This window comes from Jatrophihabitans sp. (assembly GCF_036388195.1).
Lineage (GTDB): Bacteria > Actinomycetota > Actinomycetes > Mycobacteriales > Jatrophihabitantaceae > Jatrophihabitans_A.
Genome location: NZ_DASVSG010000131.1, coordinates 1 through 18,585, shown reverse-complemented (window position 1 = coordinate 18,585; position 18,585 = coordinate 1). Strand labels below are relative to the sequence as shown.

Genomic DNA, 18,585 nt, shown 5'->3' with positions numbered 1-18,585 from the left:
CGCGGTCACGAATCGTGCTGGATGGTCGCCCACAGGCCGTAGCCGTGCAGGGTGGCCGTGTCGCCTTCCATCCGCTCGCGGGGACCCGAGGAGACCACCGCACGGCCCTTGTGATGGACGTCGAGCATCAACGCGGTGGCCTTGTCCTTGGGATAGCCGAACACCTTCATGAACACGTGTGTGACGTAGGACATCAGGTTCACCGGGTCGTTCCAGACCACGGTCACCCAGGGGCGGTCGGCCTCGGCGGTCTCGTCAGCCTGCTGGTCGGCGACCGCCTCCCGTTGTGGAGTGAAGGTCGGCGTGGACATGCCTCCATGGTGGCACGGGCGGTTCTGACACGATCTGGGGCATGCCCGCCGAGTCCACCGCCCTGTTCACCGACCGTTACGAGCTCACGATGCTGGCCGCCGCGCTGGCCGACGGGACCGCGCAGCGGCGCTGCACCTTCGAGGTGTTCGGCCGCCGGCTGCCCGCCGGGCGCCGGTTCGGGGTGGCCGCGGGGTTGGGCCGGCTGATCCCGGCGATCTGCGACTTCCGGTTCTCCGGCGACGAGCTGGACGCGCTGGCGGCAGCCGGCGTGATCGACGAGCGCACCGCCGGCTACCTGGCCCAGTACCGGTTCACCGGCGACATCAGCGGCTATGCCGAGGGCGAGCCATACTTCGCATACTCGCCGATCCTGAGCGTGACCGGCAGCTTCGCCGAGGCGGTGGTGCTGGAGACCCTGATCCTGTCGGTGCTCAACCACGACTGCGCGATCGCCGCCGCGGCCGCCCGGATGGTGGTGGCTGCCGGCGACCGCCCGATCATCGAGATGGGCTCCCGGCGCACCCACGAGCAGGCCGCGGTGGCCTGTGCCCGGGCGGCCTACCTGGTCGGCTTCGCGGCCACCTCGAACCTGGCGGCCGGAGCCCGGTACGGCATTCCGACGACCGGCACCGCCGCCCACGCCTTCACCCTGCTGCATGACAGCGAAGCCGCCGCCTTCGCCGCCCAGGTCGAGTCGCTGGGCACCGATACCACCCTGCTGGTCGACACCTACGACATCAGCCGGGGCATCGAGACCGCCATCGAGGTCGCCGGGCCGGGGCTGGGAGCGATCCGGATCGATTCGGGTGACCTGGCCGTGATGGCGCACCAGTCGCGCGCCCAGCTGGACCGGCTCGGCGCCACCGAGACCCAGATCGTGGTCAGCGGCGACCTGGACGAGTACGCGATCGCGGCGCTGGCTGCCGCTCCGGTGGATTCCTACGGGGCCGGCACGGCGGTGGTCGTCGGCTCCGGCGCCCCGACCGCGGGCCTGGTCTACAAGCTGGTGGAGGTCGATGGCCGGCCGGTGACCAAGCGCAGCGAGAACAAGGCCAGCGCCGGGGGCGCCAAGCTCGGCTACCGGCGGCACCGGGCCTCGGGTACGGCCACCGAGGAGCTGGTGGTGCAGCGCCGGGCCGGTTTCGAGCCGGCGACCGGGGACCGGCTGCTCAGCGTGCCGGTGCTGCGCGACGGCGAGGTGCTCGCCCACCCCACCCTGGCGGACTCGCGCGAGCACCACCGAGCCGCCATGACGGCGCTGCCGTGGGAGGCGCTGAAGCTGTCGGCCGGCGATCCGGGGCTGACGGTGAGCTTCGGCTGAGCCGGGTCGCTAAGCTCGGCGGCCACCCTGATCGAACGGATGCGGGAGAGGCAGATGGCTGAGGTAGTGCTGTTCCATCACGCGCAAGGGCTGACCCCCGGGGTGGTGGCCTTCGCCGAGGAGATCCGCCGCGCCGGACACACCGTCCACACGCCGGACCTGTTCGACGGGCGCACCTTCGACACCCTCGAGCAGGGAATGGCCCACGTCGAGACGCTGGGCTTCAGCGAGGTGCTCGATCGCGGCGTCCGCGCGGTCCAGGACCTGCCCGACCAGCTGGTCTACGCCGGTTTCTCGCTGGGCGTGGTGCCGGCGCAGTGCCTGGCCCAGACCCGCGCCGGGGCGAGAGGGGCGCTGCTGATGTACTCCTGTGTCCCGACCTCGGAGTTCGGCTCGTGGCCCGTCGGGGTGCCGGTGCAGATCCACGGCATGGACGCCGACCCGATCTTCGTCGGCGAGGGCGACATCGAGGCCGCCCGGGCCCTCGTCGAGGAGGCCGAGGACGGCCGGCTGTTCCTCTACCCCGGCGACCAGCACTACTTCGCCGACAGCTCGCTGCCGTCCTATGACCCGGACGCCACCGCGCTGCTGCTGCAGCGGGTGCTGGGCTTCCTCGGCGAGCGGTAGCGGCTAGCTGTAGCGCCCGGGATCGGGGTCGCGCTGGCCGGCCCTGCTGCCCTCGGCGCCGATGGCGGCCTGGCCGGCGGACTCCACCGCGCGGTGCTTCTTGTCGGCGTGGGCTTCGCGCTCCAGCCGCGGGATCAGGTGCGGGTAGTGCGCCTCGAACGCCGGCCGGTCGGATCGGATGCGCGGCATCGAGGTGAAGTTGTGCCGCGGCGGCGGGCACGAGGTGGCCCATTCCAGCGAGTTGCCGTGGCCCCACGGGTCATCGGCGGTGGCGATCTCGCCGAACCGGTAGGACTTGTAGACGTTGTACAGGAACGGCAGCATCGAGGCCCCCAGCAGGAACGCGCCGACGCTGGAGATGGTGTTCAGGGTGGTGAACCCGTCCCCGGGCAGGTAGTCGACATAGCGGCGGGGGAACCCTTCGGCGCCGAGCCAGTGCTGGACCAGGAACGTGGTGTGGAAGCCGATGAAGGTCAGCCAGAAGTGCAGCTTGCCCAGCCGCTCGTCCATGTAGCGGCCGGTGAACTTCGGGAACCAGAAGTACACCCCGGCGTAGGCGGCGAACACGATGGTGCCGAACAGCACGTAGTGGAAGTGCGCCACCACGAAGTAGGAGTCCGAGACGTGGAAGTCGGCCGGCGGGCTGGCCAGCACCACGCCGGTCAGGCCACCGAACAGGAAGGTCACCAGGAAGCCCATCGAGAACAGCATCGGCGACTCGAAGGTGATCGAGCCGCGCCACAGGGTGCCGATCCAGTTGAAGAACTTCAGCCCGGTCGGCACCGCGATCAGGAAGGACAGGAAGGAGAAGAACGGCAGCAGCACCACGCCGGTGGCGAACATGTGGTGCGCCCAGACGGTCAGCGACAGCGCGGCGATCGACAGGGTCGCCAGCACCAGGCCCTTGTAGCCGAACAGCGGCTTGCGGGAGAACACCGGGAAGATCTCCGACACGATCCCGAAGAACGGCAGCGCCAGGATGTAGACCTCGGGATGGCCGAAGAACCAGAACAGGTGCTGCCACAGGATCGGGCCGCCGTTGGCCGCCTCGTACACCTGGGAGCCCAGGTGCCGGTCGGTCCACAGCACCAGCAGCGCCGCGGTCAGGATCGGGAACGCCAGCAGCACCAGCAGCGACGTGACCAGGATGTTCCAGGTGAAGATCGGCATCCGGAACATCGTCATGCCGGGCGCCCGCAGCGTGAGCACCGTGGTCACCATGTTCACGCCGCCGAGGATGGTGCCCAGCCCCGACAACGCCAGCCCCAGGATCCAGAAGTCCGCGCCGAAGCCGGGCGCGTGGGTGCCGTCGTTGAGCGGCAGGTAGAACGTCCAGCCGCCGTCGGCCGCGCCGCCGGGGGTGAAGAAGCCCAGGCACGCCACCGTCGCGCCGAACAGGTACAGCCAGTAGGAGAAGGCGTTCAGCCGCGGGAACGCCACGTCCGGCGAGCCGATCTGCAGCGGCAGCACCAGGTTGGCGAACGCGAAGACGCTGGGGGTGGCGAAGAACAGCAGCATGATCGTGCCGTGCATGGTGAACAGCTGGTTGTACTGCTCCGGTGACAGGAACTGCATGCCGGGACGGCCGAGCTCGGCGCGCATCAGCAGCGCCATCAGGCCGCCGAGCAGGAAGAACGCGAACGAGGTGACCATGTACATCCGGCCGATCAGCTTGTGATCGGTGGTGCGCAGCACCTGCAGGAACATCGAGCCGCTGGCGACCGGGGCTGCCGGGTACGGGCGGCTGACGATCGGCGACGGCTCGAGGTCGAGCGGGCTCGCCGCCGAGCTGGTCCCTGCAATGGTGGTCACATCCAGCCTCCGGGTCGGACACATGGTCAGACTCCGGCCGTCCGGAGTTGCTTGCCGGGCGTCTGCTGGTCAGCAGAATAGCCATCCGGCCGCCATCCCGGCGCACCGGTCCGGCCGGGCGTTTCCGGCCAGGGCCGCATTAGCTCCCGGCGCAGATCGGCGGGGTCAGGCCGGGGTGGTTCTGCCCCGCGCGGGCCGGTGGGCCTACGGTGGAGGCAGGCCGGCACGGGCAGCCGCAGGCGAAAGGTGGGACATGACAGCCATCCAGGGCTCCGACGCGCTCGTCGACCTGATCGCGACCCGGCATTCCGGGGTGCTGGCGACTCTCAAGTCCGACGGCCGGCCGCAGCTGTCCAACGTGAACTACGCCTTCGCCGCCGGTCCCAGGACCGGCGTGATCAGGATCTCGATCACCGCGACCCGGGCCAAGTACCGCAACCTGCGGCGCGACCGGCGAGCCAGCCTGCACGTCAGCGCACCGGACTTCTGGTCCTACGCGGTCGCCGAGGGCGAGGCCGAGCTCAGCCCGGTGGCCGCCGACCCGCACGACGGCACGGTCGAGGACCTGATCGCGCTGTACCGCGACGTCCAGGGCGAGCATCCGGACTGGGACGACTACCGGCGGGCGATGGTCGCCGACCAGCGGGTGCTGCTGCGCATCGCCGTGAGCCGCGTCTACGGAATGGCGCCTTCCGGCTGAGGCCAGGTCCGCTGGGTTCACCGCTGGCTTGCCGTCCCCTCGTTACCTCCAGAAAGGCGCCCCGATGTCATTGAAGATCGGCTACAAGGCTTCGGCGGAGCAGTTCGGGCCCCGCCAGCTGCTGGACTACGCGGTCGAGGCCGAGCAGCAGGGGCTGGACAGCGTGATGATCTCCGACCACTTCCAGCCCTGGCAGCACGACGGCGGCCACGCCCCGTTCTCGCTGTCCTGGCTGGCCGCGGTCGGCGAGCGCACCAGCCGGGTGCAGCTGGGCACCAGCGTGCTGACCCCGACCTTCCGGTACAACCCCGCGATCATCGCCCAGGCCTTCGCCACGCTGGCCTGCCTGTACCCCGACCGGATGATGCTCGGCATCGGCACCGGCGAGGCGCTCAACGAGGTCGCGGTGGCCAGGTTGGAGTGGCCGGAATTCAAGGAGCGGTTCGCCCGGCTGCGCGAGGCGGTGCAGCTGATGCGCCGGCTGTGGACCGAGGAGCGGGTCACCTTCGACGGCGAGTACTACCAGTGCACCGACGCCACCGTCTATGACCGGCCCGAGCAGGGCGTGCCGATCTACATCGCCGCCGGCGGGCCGGTGGTGGCCAAGTACGCCGGCCGTGCCGGGGACGGGTTCATCTGCACCTCGGGCAAGGGTTCCGAGCTGTACCAGGACAAGCTGATGCCCGCGGTCAAGGAGGGGCTGGCCGCCTCGGGCCGGGAGCTTGCCCAACTCGACCGGATGATCGAGATCAAGCTGTCCTACGACCCCGATCCCGAGCAGGCCCTGGAGAACACCAGGTTCTGGGCGCCGCTGGCGCTGACCGCGGAGCAGAAGCACGGGCTGCACGACCCGATCGAGATGCAGGCCGCCGGCGCGGCGCTGCCGATCGAGCAGGTCGCGAGCCGGTGGATCGTCGCCAGCGATCCCGAGACCGCCGTGGCAGCGATCCGGCCGTACCTGGACTACGGCTTCAACCACCTGGTCTTCCACGGCCCCGGCCACGACCAGTCCCGGTTCCTGTCCTCCTTCGGCGAGCAGGTCGTGCCGCTGCTGCGCGCGCTCGGCTGAGGTGGCGGTGTCTGACGCCGGCATCAGACGCGTCCGCGAGCCCGACGTCGCGGCCGTGGTCGGCCTGGTCCACGAGCTTGCCGAGTACGAGCGGGCGCCCCTGGAGTGCCAGCTCACCCGCGGCCAGCTGCGCCGGGCGCTGTTCGGGCCGGAGCCGGCCCTGTTCGGCCACGTCGCCGAGGTGGACGGCGCCGTGGTGGGCTGCGCGCTGTGGTTCCTGAGCTACTCGACCTGGCAGGGCAGCCACGGGATCTACCTGGAGGACCTGTACGTGCAGCCGGCGCACCGCGGCCGCGGGTTGGGCCGGGGCCTGCTGGCAGCGCTGGCCGAGGAGAGCTGCCGGCGCGGTTTCGCCCGGCTGGAATGGTCGGTGCTGGACTGGAACATGACCGCCATCAAGTTCTACGAGTCGCTGGGCGCCCGTCCGATGGATGGCTGGACCACCTTCCGGCTCAGCGGCGCGGCGCTGAAAGCGTTGGCGCAGTGACCTGATCCGCCGCGGACCGGCCTGTGCGTCCAGGCTCGGCCCAAAGCTCGGGAACGATCTCTATCGACCACAGCGCCTTCACCGCATGCTCGGATTCCTAGGTCATCGACTCCACTCCCCCGAACCGCCACTACCTCAGCCACACACGGCGCGTTCCAGTTCACCGCATGATCAAAAGCAGATTCAGAAAGAATTAGTCGGCAGGGCCTTGTGCTCACGCTCTCCACGAGGGCACGGTAGGACAACTGCCGATGAGGAGTTCCCGCATGACGCTGATCCGATTGCCCGTCCGCGTCCTGGCGCCGGTATTGCTGCTGGCCGCCGCCCTGCTGGTCTTGCTGCTCAGCGGCAGCGGCGCCCCCTCGGTCAGCGCGGCCGGTGGAGTGCCACGTCCTGATCATATCGTCGTGGTGGTGATGGAGAACCACTCCAACAGCGATGTGATCGGAAATTCCGCGGCGCCCTACATCAATTCCCTCGCAGACAGCGGCGCAAACTTCACCCAGTCCTACGCGCTCACCCACCCCAGCCAGCCCAACTACCTGATGTTGTTCTCCGGCTCCAATCAGGGAGTGACCGACAACTCCTGTCCGCATACCTTCGACACTGCCAACCTCGGAGCCGCGCTGATCGCGAAAGGCTTGACGTTCAAAGGCTATTCCGAATCCATGCCGTATGACGGCTACACCGGCTGCAACAGCGGCGCCTACGCTCGCAAGCACAGCCCGTGGATCAACTGGAGCAACGTCCCCGCCTCGTCGAACCTGACGCTGAACGCGTTCCCCAGCGACTACAACCAGCTGCCCACGGTGTCGTTCGTGACCCCGAACCTGGACAACGACATGCACGACGGCACCGTCGCGCAGGGTGACTCCTGGCTGCGGGAGCACTTCGACAGCTATGTCCAGTGGGCCAAGACCCACAACAGCCTGCTGGTGCTGACCTTCGACGAGGACGACAACAACTCCGGCAACCGGATTCCCACGGTGTTCGTGGGAGCGTCGGTCAAGCCCGGTGAGTACTCCGAGCGCATCACCCACTACAACGTCCTGCGCACGCTGGAAGATGCCTACGGCCTGCCGTACGCCGGCGCCAGCGCGAGCGCCGCCCCGATCACTGACGTCTGGGGCCTCACCGCTCCCACCAGTCCTGCTCCTACCAGCCCCGCTCCCTCCCCCACCGGTCCCGCTCCCGACCCGGGCTGCGTGACGGCGCAATTGCTGCTCAACTCCGGCTTCGAGCGCGGCGTCGCCGCGCCCTGGACCGGAAGCGCCAGCGCGGTGGTCCGCGAGAACTCCGCCCAGCAGGCGGCTGGTGGCAGCTGGATGGCCTGGCTGGGTGGCGACGGCACGACGGACACCGACTCGCTCAGCCAGGTGGTGACCATCCCCGCCGGCTGCCACGCGCAGCTCAGCTTCTGGTTGGACATCGACTCGACAGAGTGGAAGCAGGCCGACAACGACACCCTGCGGATCACGCTGCGATCGCTGACCGGCTCGGTGCTGGCCACCGTGGACACCCTGTCCAACCAGGACGAGACCAGCGGTTACCAGCGGTTCACCTATGACGTGTCGGACTACGCCGGCCGCCAGCTTGCGGTGACGTTCACCGCGACCGAGAACTCGTCCCGGACGACGTCCTTCTACCTCGACCGCACCGGCGTCCACATCAGCTGAGGGCCGAGGCGGTCAGTTCCCCTTGACGTTGACGATCTGGCGCAGCGTGTGCCGGATCTCCCCCAGGTCGGCCGCGTCCCGCATCACCACATCGATGTCCTTGTAGGCATCGGGGTGTTCGTCGAGGAAGGCGTCCGAACGGCCCCAGGCGATCCCGCGCATCCGCTGGTCCAGGTCGGCCCTGCTGAACCGCTTGCGGGCAGCCGCCCGGGAGAAGTTGCGACCGGCGCCGTGCGGAGCCGAGCACAGGCTGAGCAGGTTGCCCCGGCCCGTGACGACGTAGGACGCCGCACCCATGCTGCCCGGGATCAGGCCGGGCTGACCGGCGCGCGCGGATATGGCGCCCTTGCGGGACAGCCACACCTGCTTGCCGTAATGGGTTTCCCGCTCGGTGTAGTTGTGATGGCAGTTGACCTCCTCGACCCGCTCGACGGGCCGGTGCCAGCGCTCGAAGGCGGCGACCATCCGGTCCATCATCTCCTCCCGGTTGAGGTAGGCGAATCGCTGCGCCCAGCGCAGTGCCCGCAGGTAGGAGTCGAACTCCGGCTCCCCTTCGACGAGGTAGGCCAAGTCCCGGTCGGGCAGATCGACCGACCGTCGCCGGCACTGTTGCTGGGCGATGCTGATGTGCTTGACCGCCAGCTTGTTGCCCACCCCGCGTGAGCCGGAGTGCAGGAACAACCAGACCCGGTCGGCCTCGTCCAGGCTCACCTCGAGGAAGTGGTTGCCCGAGCCCAGGCTGCCCAGCTGCAGCCGCCAGTTCGGGCTGGCCGCCTGTGCCTGGTCGACGCCGGCCAGCGCCTCCAGCTCGGCGATCCGCGGCTCGGCGCTGCTCTTGACGGACTTGTTGTACTTGCCGGCCGACAGCGGGATCGCCGCGCTGATCGCCCGGTGCAGCGCGGAACGGTCGGCGGGCAGGTCCCGGCCGTGGTGCTGGGTCCGCACCGCGAGCATGCCGCAGCCGATGTCGACGCCGACAGCCGCCGGCATGATCGCTTCGACGGTGGGGATGACCGAGCCGACCGTCGCCCCCTTGCCCAGATGCGCGTCGGGCATCAGCGCAAGGTGCGGAAAGATGAACGGCATCTGGCTGGTCGCCTCGGCTTGAGCGCGGGTCTGGCCCTCCAGGATGGAGGCCCAGTTCAGCAGCCGGTCGTTGATCCGCTCCATGTCCCCATTGTGGTCGGCCAGCCGGCCTGGTTGGCGCCGACCGCGCCGCTCGGGCGTGCCGCGTAGGTAGGCTCGCAGGAACGGGGTCGGGGCGACTGAGCTGCCAGCGGGCATCGACGCCGAGTGCAGGGGTAGCCATGCAACGACCGTCCGGCAGCGCGGCCACCTTCACCGCGCCGGTCGGCTCCCGCGAGGAGCCGGAGATCGAGGAGGCCTTCGACCGGCTGGTGCAAGAGGGCGACGATCGGCTCTCCCGCCCCTTGCTGCCGCTGCTGGCCACCGGGTTCCTGGGCGGGATCGATGTCGGGGTCGGCGTGCTGGCCTACCTGGTGGTCAAGCACGAGACCGGCAACTCGCTGCTCGCCGCGCTGGCGTTCACCATCGGGTTCGTGGCGTTGCTGATGGCGCGCAGCGAGCTGTTCACCGAGAACTTCCTGGTGCCGGTCACCGCCGTGGTCGCCGGCCGGGGCTCGATCAGGCAACTGGCGCGGTTGTGGGGCGTGACTTTGACGCTGAACCTGGCCGGCGGCTTCGTGATGGCCGGCATGATCGCGGTGGCCCTGCCGGACGTCCGGCCGACCGCGGTCGAGGCCGGCGCGCATTACGCCCACCTAGGCGTGTCTTGGCGCTCGTTCTTCCTGGCGGTGCTGGCCGGCACCGTCATCACGCTGCTGACCCGGATGCAGCATGCCAGCGACGACATGGGAGTCAAGCTCGTGCCGGCCGTGCTGATGTCGTTCGTGCTGGTCGCCGGGCAGCTGTTCCACTCGGTGCTCGACTCGATCCTGATGTTCGCCGGGCTGCTCAGTGGCGGCGCGGACTACAACTGGGCCGACTGGTTCGGGGCGCTGCTCTGGTCCAGCTTCGGCAACCTGGTGGGTGGCCTGGTGCTGGTGACCTCGGTACGGCTGCTACGGGTGCCACACCGGGTCAAGGAGGAGCGCCAGGAGAACCTCGGCTGATCGCGACTCAGGGCTCAGGCGGGGCGGTGCAGCGGGGTCACCGACGAGTCGTCGGCGAGCGCGGCATCTGCCGCCTTGTGCTCCACCACGGCGATCACCCGGCCGCTCATGAACCGCGCGGTGCGCACGGGGGTGCCGCCCCTGGTCACCTCGGTGACCTCGACCAGGCCGCGGCCGTGGCTGACCTCGACCCGGCGACCGGCCCGGGTGGCGGTGATGGTGTAGGTCCGGCTGCCTTCGCCGGCATCGATGACGATCTCTACGCTGTCGCCTCGCATACCATTCTCAACTCCCTTCGACCCCCCAGTATTCCTGACTTGGGGCGTTTCGGGGGGCTGTCAGCGACGATCGGCGATCAGTGCGTGGCGATCGGCGATCAGTGGGTGGCGCGGCGGTCGGCGATCAGTGAGTGGCGATCGGCGATCAGTGAGTGGCGCGGCGGTCGGCGATCAGCCGGCGGGCCTGGGCCAGCGCCGGCGCCGGGTCACGCCACCGGCCGATGCTGTGCGCCGCGCCGACTCCGGCACGCAGGGTGCCCGCCAGGTCCCGGGCCAGGCCACCGCGCCGTTCCAGCAGCGCGCGTTGCAGGTCGCCCTCCCACCAGGAGTACCGGACGCCGGCCGCCGCGGTCACCGGGGCGACGTCCCGGCCGGTGGCCAGCGCCGCCCAGGCCGCCGGAAGGTTGGCGCCGGCCCGTACCGCCAGCGCCAGCGAGCCGTAGAAGCGGCCGTTGAGGTCGATCAGCCGCGGGATCCCGTCGGCCGGCACGAGGAACTGCAGCTCGGCAAGGCCGAACCAGCCAAGAGCGCCGAGCAGGTCCGCCGCCCGCCCGGCCAGCTCCGGATCGACCGGCACGCTGACCGCGCGGCAGCTGGCGCCGGCGCCGGGCGGCCAGACTCGGGAGGCGATCTGCATCGACTGGGCGACCACCTCCCTGCCCTCGGCGGTGGTCACCGCGGCGTAGGCCATCAACCGGCCGTCGAGGAACTCCTGCACCTCGGCCTCGCCGCCCAGCGCGGCGATGTCGGCGACCCGGCGGCGAGTGGCCGTGGCGCCGACCACCACGTTGGTGTCGATGCGGGGCGGAGCGCCGGCCTGACCGGGCCGGGCGTGCATCCGGGCCTTCACCACCACCGGCCGGGCCTCGTCCGAGAGCGCGTCCGGCGCCAGTGATCGCGGCACCTGGAAACCAGCGGCTACCGCGGCCTCGGTCAGCCGGGCCTTGTCCAGGGCGTTGAGCACGACCTGGTGATCGGCGTGCGGCACTACGGCCGGCACTGCGCGACGGTGCTCCGACAGCGTCAGCACCTCGGCCTCGCCCGCGCCGAAGACCACCTCGTAGCCGCCGTCGGCCACCGCCCGGGCCACCGCGTCGAGGAACGCCGGTTGGTCCTGATGGGCAGCGGGCACCCGGTGGCTGCGCCAGCAGGCGCGCGACGAGGACGCCAGGCCGCGGCCGTCCGGCGCGGCCACGCCGACCTGCCAGCCGGCCTGCGCCAGCGCGCGCACCGCTGCCAGCGCGCCGCGGCTGAATCCCTGCTCGACCACCAATGCCCGCACGCCCACCCCCGGTTCGCACTGCACGCGCAGGACCGGTGTGCTCTGGCTGGACGCGTCGCTGAGCCACCCTAGCGCCGGTGATCGAGAGCTCCGGCCACGCCGGAAATGAGCCGGTTAGCTGTCGTGATCTGACAGGTTATTGACGGCGTGGTGGCCTGAAGGGTGGGAGGACTTCCTGGCGTAGTGGAGGTGTCCAGGCATTCACTCGCAGGAAGCCCGTCCGACAGCGTGAAGCGAGCGGATGTGAAGCCCACCTCGGGTCCCCATGGGGCACGGACGTCCGAACGCCATGGACCGAGGGCTGACATCGTCACGATGCCTTGGCCGCCGCGGCCATGGATGCGGATGTCGAACGGGCCGTCATGGTCACGTCACCGCCTGGCGCTGAGCCTGCTTGGCTGCCAACTCGCCGAGGTCGCTGCCCCACCGGCGTGCCCGGTCGATCTCGCCTTCCAGGAGCTGGTTGTCCCGGTTGACATAGAAGCTGGCCGGCTCGGCGATCAGCGGCAGGCCGTGCTGGCGCAGCCGTCGCACGATGCCGTGCGTCGCGCCGCCGGTGACGATCGACGGGGCCTTGATGCGGGTGTCAAAAGCCGCCGTCTGCAGATCGGTGGCGCTGATCCCGGTCAGCCACTCACGCACTCCCGGGTCGCCGTGCCGGGCCTCGGTGCGCAGCCCCTTGTCCAGCCCGTCGGTGATGGCCTGCTCCCGGGTGCTGCCGCGGGTCATCCCCCGAACGTGGGTCGGGCCACCGACCACCAGCAGGTCGATCCCGGTCAGCTGGCGGTGATCGGCATCGCGCACCGACAGCACGCTGACCTCGGCTCGCGCCCGCAGCCCGGCCGCGATGGCCTCGGCAATGTCGTGGGTGTTGCCGTAGATGGACTCGTAGACGATCGCTGCTCGCATGACATTCTCCTGTTGGTCGGTTCGGTTCCGTGTGGGTGGAATCAGCGCTGCTCACCGCCGGCAGCCAACCTTTGAGCGGCTGTCGGAGAAAGCTGCCGGACGGTGACGTCCAGGCGGGGGGCGGCGGCCGCTAGCCGGATCTTGGCATCGACTGCCACCAGTTGAGCGCCTCGCCCGATCACCGGGTTCAGGTCGATCTCGGCGATCTCCGGATGGTTCTCCACCAGCCATCCGAGGCGGACCAGCAGCTGTGCCAACGCCGGCCGTGACACCGGCGGGCGGCCGCGATAACCATCGAGCAGCTTTCCCAAGCGCAGCTCGGCGATCATCGCCTCGGCATCTGCCGCGCCGACCGGCGCCAGCCGGAACTGCCGGTCAGCCAGCAGGTCGGCGAAGATACCGCCAGCTCCGACCATCACGACCGGCCCGAACTGGCGATCCTGAAGGCCGCCCACGATGAGCTCGGTCCCACCAGCCACCATGGGCTGCACGAGGATGTCGACGGCGCGGCCGGTGACCATCTCCGAGTACGCGGCCCGCACCATGGCGGCGTCGGCCAGGTCGGTGCGGACGCCGCCGACCTCGGTCTTGTGCACGGTGCCGTCGGCAAGCTTCATCGCTACCGGGAAGCCGAATTCGGCCGCAGCCGACACGGCGTCCTCGATCGAGGTGACCACCCGCTGCGGACAGAGCTCGATGCCGTACATCCCGAGCAGGGTGGCGGTGGCACTGGCGCCGAGCCAGGACGGCCCGGCCGCCAACCAGGTGCTGATCAGCAGGTGGGCGCCGTCGACATCCACCTCCGGAGGGCAGCGGACCTCGGCCTGCGGCAACCGGCGGATCCGGGCGTAGCGCCACGCAGCCGCCAGGGCTTGGGCTGCCCGCTCGGGAAAGCTGAACACCGGCAGCGGCCGCTCGATGCAGGGCAGCCGGAGGGACCGGTCCTGCTCGCCGACCTGGACGAGCACGAGCGGCCTGACCGAACAGCCGGTCGCGTGGCCCACGGCATGGGTGAGCTCGACGGGATCACCCACCAAAGTCTCGGTGAACACCGCAAGCACCGAATCGACCTCTCCGGAGTTCAGGAGGGCTTCGATCGCCGCTCTGGTCTGCGACGGCTGTATCGCGGCGCCGAGGTCGACCGGGTTCTGGGTGGAGGCAGCCGTCGGAGCGGCGCTGGTGAGCATGGCCCTCAGCTCGTCGCTGAGTTCGGCGACCACCAGTCCGGCAGCGGTGGCGGCATCGGCCGCCAGGATCCCAGGGCCACCGGAGTTGCCGATTATCCCGACCCGTGGCCCAGCCGGCAGCGGCTGGTCAGACAACGCCCGAACCGCGTCGAGCAACTGCTCCATGGTGTCCACCCGGACCACGCCGGCCTGATCGAACAACGCGTCCACCACCACGTCCAAGGACGCCGCAGCCGCTGTGTGCGACTGACCGGCTCGTTGACCGGCTTCCGATCGCCCGGCCTTGATCGCCAGGATCGGCTTGGTCCGTGACACCCGGCGGGCGATTCTGGCGAACCTGCGGGGGTTGCCGAAGGATTCCAGATACAGGCCGATCACCTGGGTGCGCTCATCGGCCTCCCAGCACATCAGCAGGTCGTTGCCGCTGACATCGGCCTTGTTGCCCACCGACACGAATTGCGAGATGCCCAGGCCGACCCGCTCGCTGGCCCGCAGCACCGCAATGCCCAGAGCACCGGACTGTGACACCAACGCCAACCCGCCGGGGGTGAGCGAGAGCGGCGCGAAAGTAGCGTTCAGCCTCACCGTCTCGTCGGTGTCGATCAGGCCCAGGCAGTTGGGGCCCACCAATCGCATCCCGTACTGCCGGGTGATGGCCACCAACCGGTCCTGCTCGGCGGAGCCCTGCGCGCCGGACTCGCCGAAGCCCGAGCTCAGCACCATCAGCGCGCCCGTGCCACGCCGCCCGCAGTCGGTCGCGGTCTGCAGCACCTTCTCGGCGGGGACGGCGATGACCGCCAGGTCCGGCGGCTCCGGGAGCTCGCCGGCGGACGGGAAGCACGGCACCCCGAGCACCTGGGAGTGGCCCGGGTTCACCACGTAGAGGCTGCCGGCGTACCCGCCTCGCAGGATGTTGCGCAGGACCTGATGGCCTACCGACTGCTCGCGGCGACCGGCTCCGATCACCGCCACCGAGGCCGGCCGCAGCAGCGGGCGCAGGCTGGCCAGCTCCGCGGTCCGGTCGCGGCTGTCCATCGCCGTCACCATCGTCTCGCTGGGGTACAGGTCGATCAGGTAGCGGGTGACACCGAAATCGAGGTGGCCGGTGAAGGCGAACCCGAGGCCTCGCAGCGCCTGCACCATCGCGCTGTTGCCGGCCAGCACCTCTGCCACGAACTGCTTGATCCCCATCCGCCGGCCGATGGCTGCCAGGTGTTCCAGCAGCAGGGTGCCGATCCCTTCGTGCTGATGCGCGTCGCAGATCAACAGCCCGATCTCGGCGCTGTCATCGCTGTCGCAGTCCAGCGCAGCGACACCGATGACGGTTCCGCCGATCTCGGCGACCAATGCGTGATGCCTCGGGCTGGCCGGTTGCAGCAGGACGTCGACGTAGCTGTCGGCTGCCAGCCTGTTGGCGGCGAAGAACCGCAGGTAGATGGACCGGTCGGATGCGGCCGCGTTCAGGGCCACCAGCGCGTCATGGTCCGTGGGGCATGCAGAGCGAATGTGCACCATGCCGCCGTTGGTACGCAAGGCATCGGCGTCGATCAGCTGTCCAGAGGTCATGACTTCACTCTCACCGTTGCCCGCGGATCCCGGCAGGGCCGAAAGCCCTCACATGGCCTGGTCATCGGAGCTGGCGGGGTCGCAGGGACCGTGAACCACGGGACGTTCGGCCCTGCCTATCCGGTCGCCGGCCGACTTCACTTGGTGGTGGGACGGCTTACCACCACTGCGCGGCCCAACCGCGCGGTAAGCCCGCCTCGACACATGAGTAGGAGCAATCATGAAAGCCGTCGTTGTCACCGACTTCAACTCCGCCCTGGAGATCCAGGATGTTCCTGTTCCCACGCCGGGCCACGGTCAGGTGTTGGTGAGAATGGAGAGCAGCGGTCTGTGCCACACCGATATCCACGCCGCGCACGGCGACTGGCCGGTCAAACCACGGCCACCGTTCATCCCCGGCCACGAGGGCATCGGCCACATCGAAGCGCTCGGCGCCGGAGTGACCACCCGCTCGGTAGGCGACCGGGTGGCGATTGCCTGGCTCGGTTCGGCTTGCGGGTGCTGCCGGCACTGCATGGGAGGTTGGGAAACCTTGTGCGAGTCGCAGGAGAACTCCGGCTACTCGATCAACGGCGCATTGGCGGAGTACGCCGTGGCCGCAGCCGCCTATGTCACACCAGTGCCTGACGCGGTTTCCTCCACCGACGCCGCGCCCCTCAGCTGTGCCGGGGTCACCACCTACAAGGCAATCAAGGTGGCCCGGGTAGCCCCCGCTGAAACAGTGGCAATCTTCGGTGTCGGAGGCTTAGGGCACCTGGCGCTGCAATACGCCCGGATCGCCGGGGGCTTCGTGATCGGTGTTGACATCGAGGACACGAAATTGGCGATGGCCACCGAACTCGGGGCAGACCATGTGATCAACGCCCGCACCACCGATCCGGTTGCAGCCATCCAGGAGCTGGGCGGTGCGGATGTCGCCGTCGCGTTGGCTGCCTCTGCCGCGTCCTTCGACCAGGCTTACCGCTCCCTGCGACGCGGCGGCCGACTGGTCTGCGTCGCATTGCCGGCCGGCAACGCGACCTTGAACCTGCCCATCTTCGACACCGTTCTGAACGGCAAGACCGTCATCGGCTCGATCGTGGGAACGCGCAATGACCTTGCCGATGTCTTCAAACTGCACGCCGCGGGACGCACCAAGGTCATCACCGTCGACCGCAAGCTCGACGAGATCAACCAGTCGATCGAGGACGTTCTCTCCGGAGCGATTCCGGCCCGGGTGGTCTTCCAGTTCTGAAGCCGGATCACTGACGTCCTGCGTAGGTAACCCAGTGAACAGATCACAGCACGACCGTGTCCCGCTGAACCGATCGCCGAAACAACAAGGAGAGATCGATGAGTATTGAGGAAAGCGCCCAGGCCAGTGACCGGGTCGTTGTCGGCGTAGACGGATCCAAGCCATCGCATGAGGCGTTGCGATGGGCAAGGTTCATGGCTGACGTGACCGGCAGCACGCTGGAGGTGACCATGGTCTGGCAGTGGATTTCAGCCTACGGCGCAGGCGCGGCCGGCTGGGCAGCCTTTCCGCCCGACTGGAACCCTGCGGAGGAGGCACGCCGAGTGTTGACCGATACCGTGGCGGAGGTGTTCGGTCCCACGACGCCCGAAGGCATGATCATGACGGTGCGTGAGGGTGGCGCAGCGCATACCCTGATCGAGATGAGCGGCGGGGCTCGGATGCTGGTGGTCGGCAGTCGTGGCCATGGCGGCTTCGCCGGCCTGCTGCTCGGTTCGGTCAGCGCTGCCTGCGCCGAGCACGCCAACAGCCCGGTCCTCGTCATCCACGGCATGACGCCGCCACCGCCACCGCCAAGCTCAGCGTGACCGGCGGCTCGCAGAGCGCCATGGCCCGGCCGAAGCGGACGATAACCGTCGGGATCGGCGACCAGGGCGCGGTTCAGCTTGTGGACTGGGTCGCGGCGGTGGCCCGCTCCGGAGACGTCGTGCATTTGGTGCACGCTTACGGCTCGTGGCCCTACGCTGCCACGGACTGGCAACTGCCCGACGACAACGACGACCTGCTCTATGCGGCCTCGGCGCGGCACGCTGCCTACGCCGCGGCCATGCTGCGCAGGAAGCGGCCCGACCTGGTGGTGGACGACGAAGTCGTTCGGCGCCCGGCGGCCCGCGTGCTTGCCACGGCTGCCGCCGAGGCGGATCTGATCGTGGTCGGCTCTCCACACCGGCCTGGCAGCCGGTCGGCTCTGAGCCGGTTGGCACAGCGTTCGAGCTGTCCGGTGCTGGTCATAGCCGACCAGCCGCCCCCCACGGCGCCGCAGCACGCGCCGGTGACTGTCCTGCTGCGAGACCTGGCCAATGACGACGCAACGATCGAGGCCGGATTTGAGGCGGCGGCCGAGCGGCGCAGTGGGCTGATCGCGCTGCGCGCATGGCAGCCGCGATCTGGCGCCAGCGTTGCCCGGGCCGAAGCCGAGGAGCAGCTGGCTGTGGATCTGTTCCTGGCCGCCTGGACGAAGCGGTTTCCGGCTGTGGGTGTGTCCATCCAGTTGCGGGCCGGCGATGCTCGCTCGGCTCTGCGCGAATACGCCGCCGGCGTCCCCCTGCTCATTCTGGGAAGCGGTCCCGCCGCCGACGCGCCGGGGCCAACCCTGGACACAGTGGTGGACACCGCCCTGCAGGTCAGGCACGCTCCGACGTTGCTCATCCCGCCATCGTCATCACAGAGCTGGCTGGCCTCGAACGGGCTGGGTCAAGCCAAGGAGCCGGTCAGCTAGGAGCCTGGGCTCTGCGTACTCCATCCTGGGCCTGCCGCCCGTTCCACCGAGCAACCGCGGGCTGAGTGTGGCAGGTGAGGTCAAGGACTTTCGTCCCACAGGCTAAGGCCTTCGGCCTCCGGTGGCAGGGCTGCCTGATCAGCACACTGAAGTCACACCCACTGAGGAAGGAAGAAGATCATGACGATGCAACGCGGAACCCAATCGTCCTACCCGCACGAGGACCTGGTGATTCCTGGCGCGGTCGTCACTTCGACCGCTGCCAAGGCGCTGGCCGTGCTCCGGATCATGACCGGCTTGGTCTTCCTGTGGGCGTTCCTGGACAAGACCTTCGGCCTGCACTACTCCACGCCCGCGGCCAAGGCCTGGATCAACGGCGGCTCGCCCACCAAGGGATTCCTGTCCTCGGTGGAGGTCGGCCCGTTGAGCTCGACGTTCCACTCGATGGCCGGCGACACCTGGGTGAACTGGCTGTTCATGCTCGGCCTGCTCGGC

Annotated in this window: 16 protein-coding genes and 2 pseudogenes; 11 read left to right on the top strand and 7 right to left on the bottom strand. The window is 69.3% G+C overall.

What is annotated here, in order from left to right:
• Positions 1-5: 5 nt before the first annotated feature.
• On the bottom strand, positions 6-311 hold the full coding sequence (gene clpS, locus VF612_RS13375) for an ATP-dependent Clp protease adapter ClpS (RefSeq protein ID WP_408660346.1): 306 nt from the start codon (positions 309-311) through the stop codon (positions 6-8).
• 41 nt (positions 312-352) lie between these two features.
• On the opposite strand from clpS, the gene VF612_RS13370 reads away from it, so the two are divergent.
• The gene (locus VF612_RS13370) at positions 353-1,633 is read left to right on the top strand and encodes a nicotinate phosphoribosyltransferase (protein WP_408660345.1); all 1,281 of its coding nucleotides are present in this window, start codon (positions 353-355) and stop codon (positions 1,631-1,633) included.
• 54 nt (positions 1,634-1,687) lie between these two features.
• The gene (locus VF612_RS13365; protein ID WP_408660344.1) at positions 1,688-2,260 is read left to right on the top strand and encodes a dienelactone hydrolase family protein; all 573 of its coding nucleotides are present in this window, start codon (positions 1,688-1,690) and stop codon (positions 2,258-2,260) included.
• 3 nt (positions 2,261-2,263) lie between these two features.
• Here the strand turns inward: VF612_RS13365 and ctaD are convergent, their stop codons facing one another.
• The gene (gene ctaD, locus VF612_RS13360; RefSeq protein WP_408660358.1) at positions 2,264-3,967 is read right to left on the bottom strand and encodes a cytochrome c oxidase subunit I; all 1,704 of its coding nucleotides are present in this window, start codon (positions 3,965-3,967) and stop codon (positions 2,264-2,266) included.
• Between the two features lie 358 nt (positions 3,968-4,325).
• Here ctaD and VF612_RS13355 point away from each other — a divergent pair, with 358 nt between their 5' ends.
• The 4 genes and pseudogenes from VF612_RS13355 to VF612_RS13340 form a co-directional block, all read left to right on the top strand.
• Entirely contained in the window at positions 4,326-4,772 is a 447-nt protein-coding gene (locus VF612_RS13355; protein ID WP_408660343.1) for a PPOX class F420-dependent oxidoreductase, read from the top strand.
• Between the two features lie 64 nt (positions 4,773-4,836).
• Complete coding sequence (gene fgd / locus VF612_RS13350) at positions 4,837-5,841, top strand: glucose-6-phosphate dehydrogenase (coenzyme-F420) (protein ID WP_408660342.1); 1,005 nt, start codon at positions 4,837-4,839, stop codon at positions 5,839-5,841.
• A gap of 7 nt (positions 5,842-5,848) precedes the next feature.
• On the top strand, positions 5,849-6,328 hold the full coding sequence (locus tag VF612_RS13345; protein WP_408660341.1) for a GNAT family N-acetyltransferase: 480 nt from the start codon (positions 5,849-5,851) through the stop codon (positions 6,326-6,328).
• Positions 6,329-6,594: 266 nt separating this feature from the next.
• Positions 6,595-7,455 (top strand): annotated as a pseudogene (locus VF612_RS13340) (alkaline phosphatase family protein); the annotation flags it as partial.
• A gap of 561 nt (positions 7,456-8,016) precedes the next feature.
• Here VF612_RS13340 and VF612_RS13335 read toward each other — a convergent pair.
• Positions 8,017-9,174, bottom strand: a complete 1,158-nt coding sequence (locus tag VF612_RS13335) for an RtcB family protein (RefSeq protein ID WP_408660340.1) — start codon at positions 9,172-9,174, stop codon at positions 8,017-8,019.
• 137 nt (positions 9,175-9,311) lie between these two features.
• Here VF612_RS13335 and VF612_RS13330 point away from each other — a divergent pair, with 137 nt between their 5' ends.
• Complete coding sequence (locus VF612_RS13330; RefSeq protein WP_408660339.1) at positions 9,312-10,136, top strand: formate/nitrite transporter family protein; 825 nt, start codon at positions 9,312-9,314, stop codon at positions 10,134-10,136.
• Positions 10,137-10,150: 14 nt separating this feature from the next.
• On the opposite strand, the gene VF612_RS13325 is transcribed toward VF612_RS13330, so the two are convergent.
• The 4 genes from VF612_RS13325 to VF612_RS13310 all read right to left on the bottom strand — a co-directional run bounded on the left by VF612_RS13325 (position 10,151) and on the right by VF612_RS13310 (position 15,358).
• Complete coding sequence (locus VF612_RS13325; RefSeq protein ID WP_408660338.1) at positions 10,151-10,414, bottom strand: hypothetical protein; 264 nt, start codon at positions 10,412-10,414, stop codon at positions 10,151-10,153.
• Positions 10,415-10,559: 145 nt separating this feature from the next.
• Positions 10,560-11,720 carry an ATP-grasp domain-containing protein gene (locus VF612_RS13320; protein ID WP_408660337.1) on the bottom strand — a complete coding sequence of 387 codons (1,161 nt, stop codon included), beginning with the start codon at positions 11,718-11,720 and terminating at the stop codon, positions 10,560-10,562.
• Positions 11,721-12,062: 342 nt separating this feature from the next.
• Positions 12,063-12,605: a flavodoxin domain-containing protein gene (locus tag VF612_RS13315; RefSeq protein ID WP_408660336.1), complete on the bottom strand. Its 543-nt coding sequence runs from the start codon at positions 12,603-12,605 to the stop codon at positions 12,063-12,065.
• Between the two features lie 41 nt (positions 12,606-12,646).
• On the bottom strand, positions 12,647-15,358 hold the full coding sequence (locus VF612_RS13310) for a GNAT family N-acetyltransferase (protein ID WP_408660335.1): 2,712 nt from the start codon (positions 15,356-15,358) through the stop codon (positions 12,647-12,649).
• Between the two features lie 220 nt (positions 15,359-15,578).
• On the opposite strand from VF612_RS13310, the gene VF612_RS13305 reads away from it, so the two are divergent.
• From VF612_RS13305 to VF612_RS13290, 4 genes and pseudogenes are all read left to right on the top strand, one after another.
• The gene (locus VF612_RS13305; protein WP_408660334.1) at positions 15,579-16,592 is read left to right on the top strand and encodes a zinc-dependent alcohol dehydrogenase; all 1,014 of its coding nucleotides are present in this window, start codon (positions 15,579-15,581) and stop codon (positions 16,590-16,592) included.
• Between the two features lie 98 nt (positions 16,593-16,690).
• Positions 16,691-17,179 (top strand): universal stress protein, encoded by a 489-nt coding sequence (locus VF612_RS13300; RefSeq protein ID WP_408660333.1) that lies wholly within the window; start codon positions 16,691-16,693, stop codon positions 17,177-17,179.
• On the top strand, positions 17,176-18,090 hold the full coding sequence (locus VF612_RS13295) for a universal stress protein (protein ID WP_408660332.1): 915 nt from the start codon (positions 17,176-17,178) through the stop codon (positions 18,088-18,090). The genes VF612_RS13300 and VF612_RS13295 overlap by 4 nt, the downstream gene beginning before the upstream one ends.
• Positions 18,091-18,270: 180 nt before the next feature.
• Positions 18,271-18,585: pseudogene (locus VF612_RS13290) on the top strand (hypothetical protein); the annotation flags it as partial.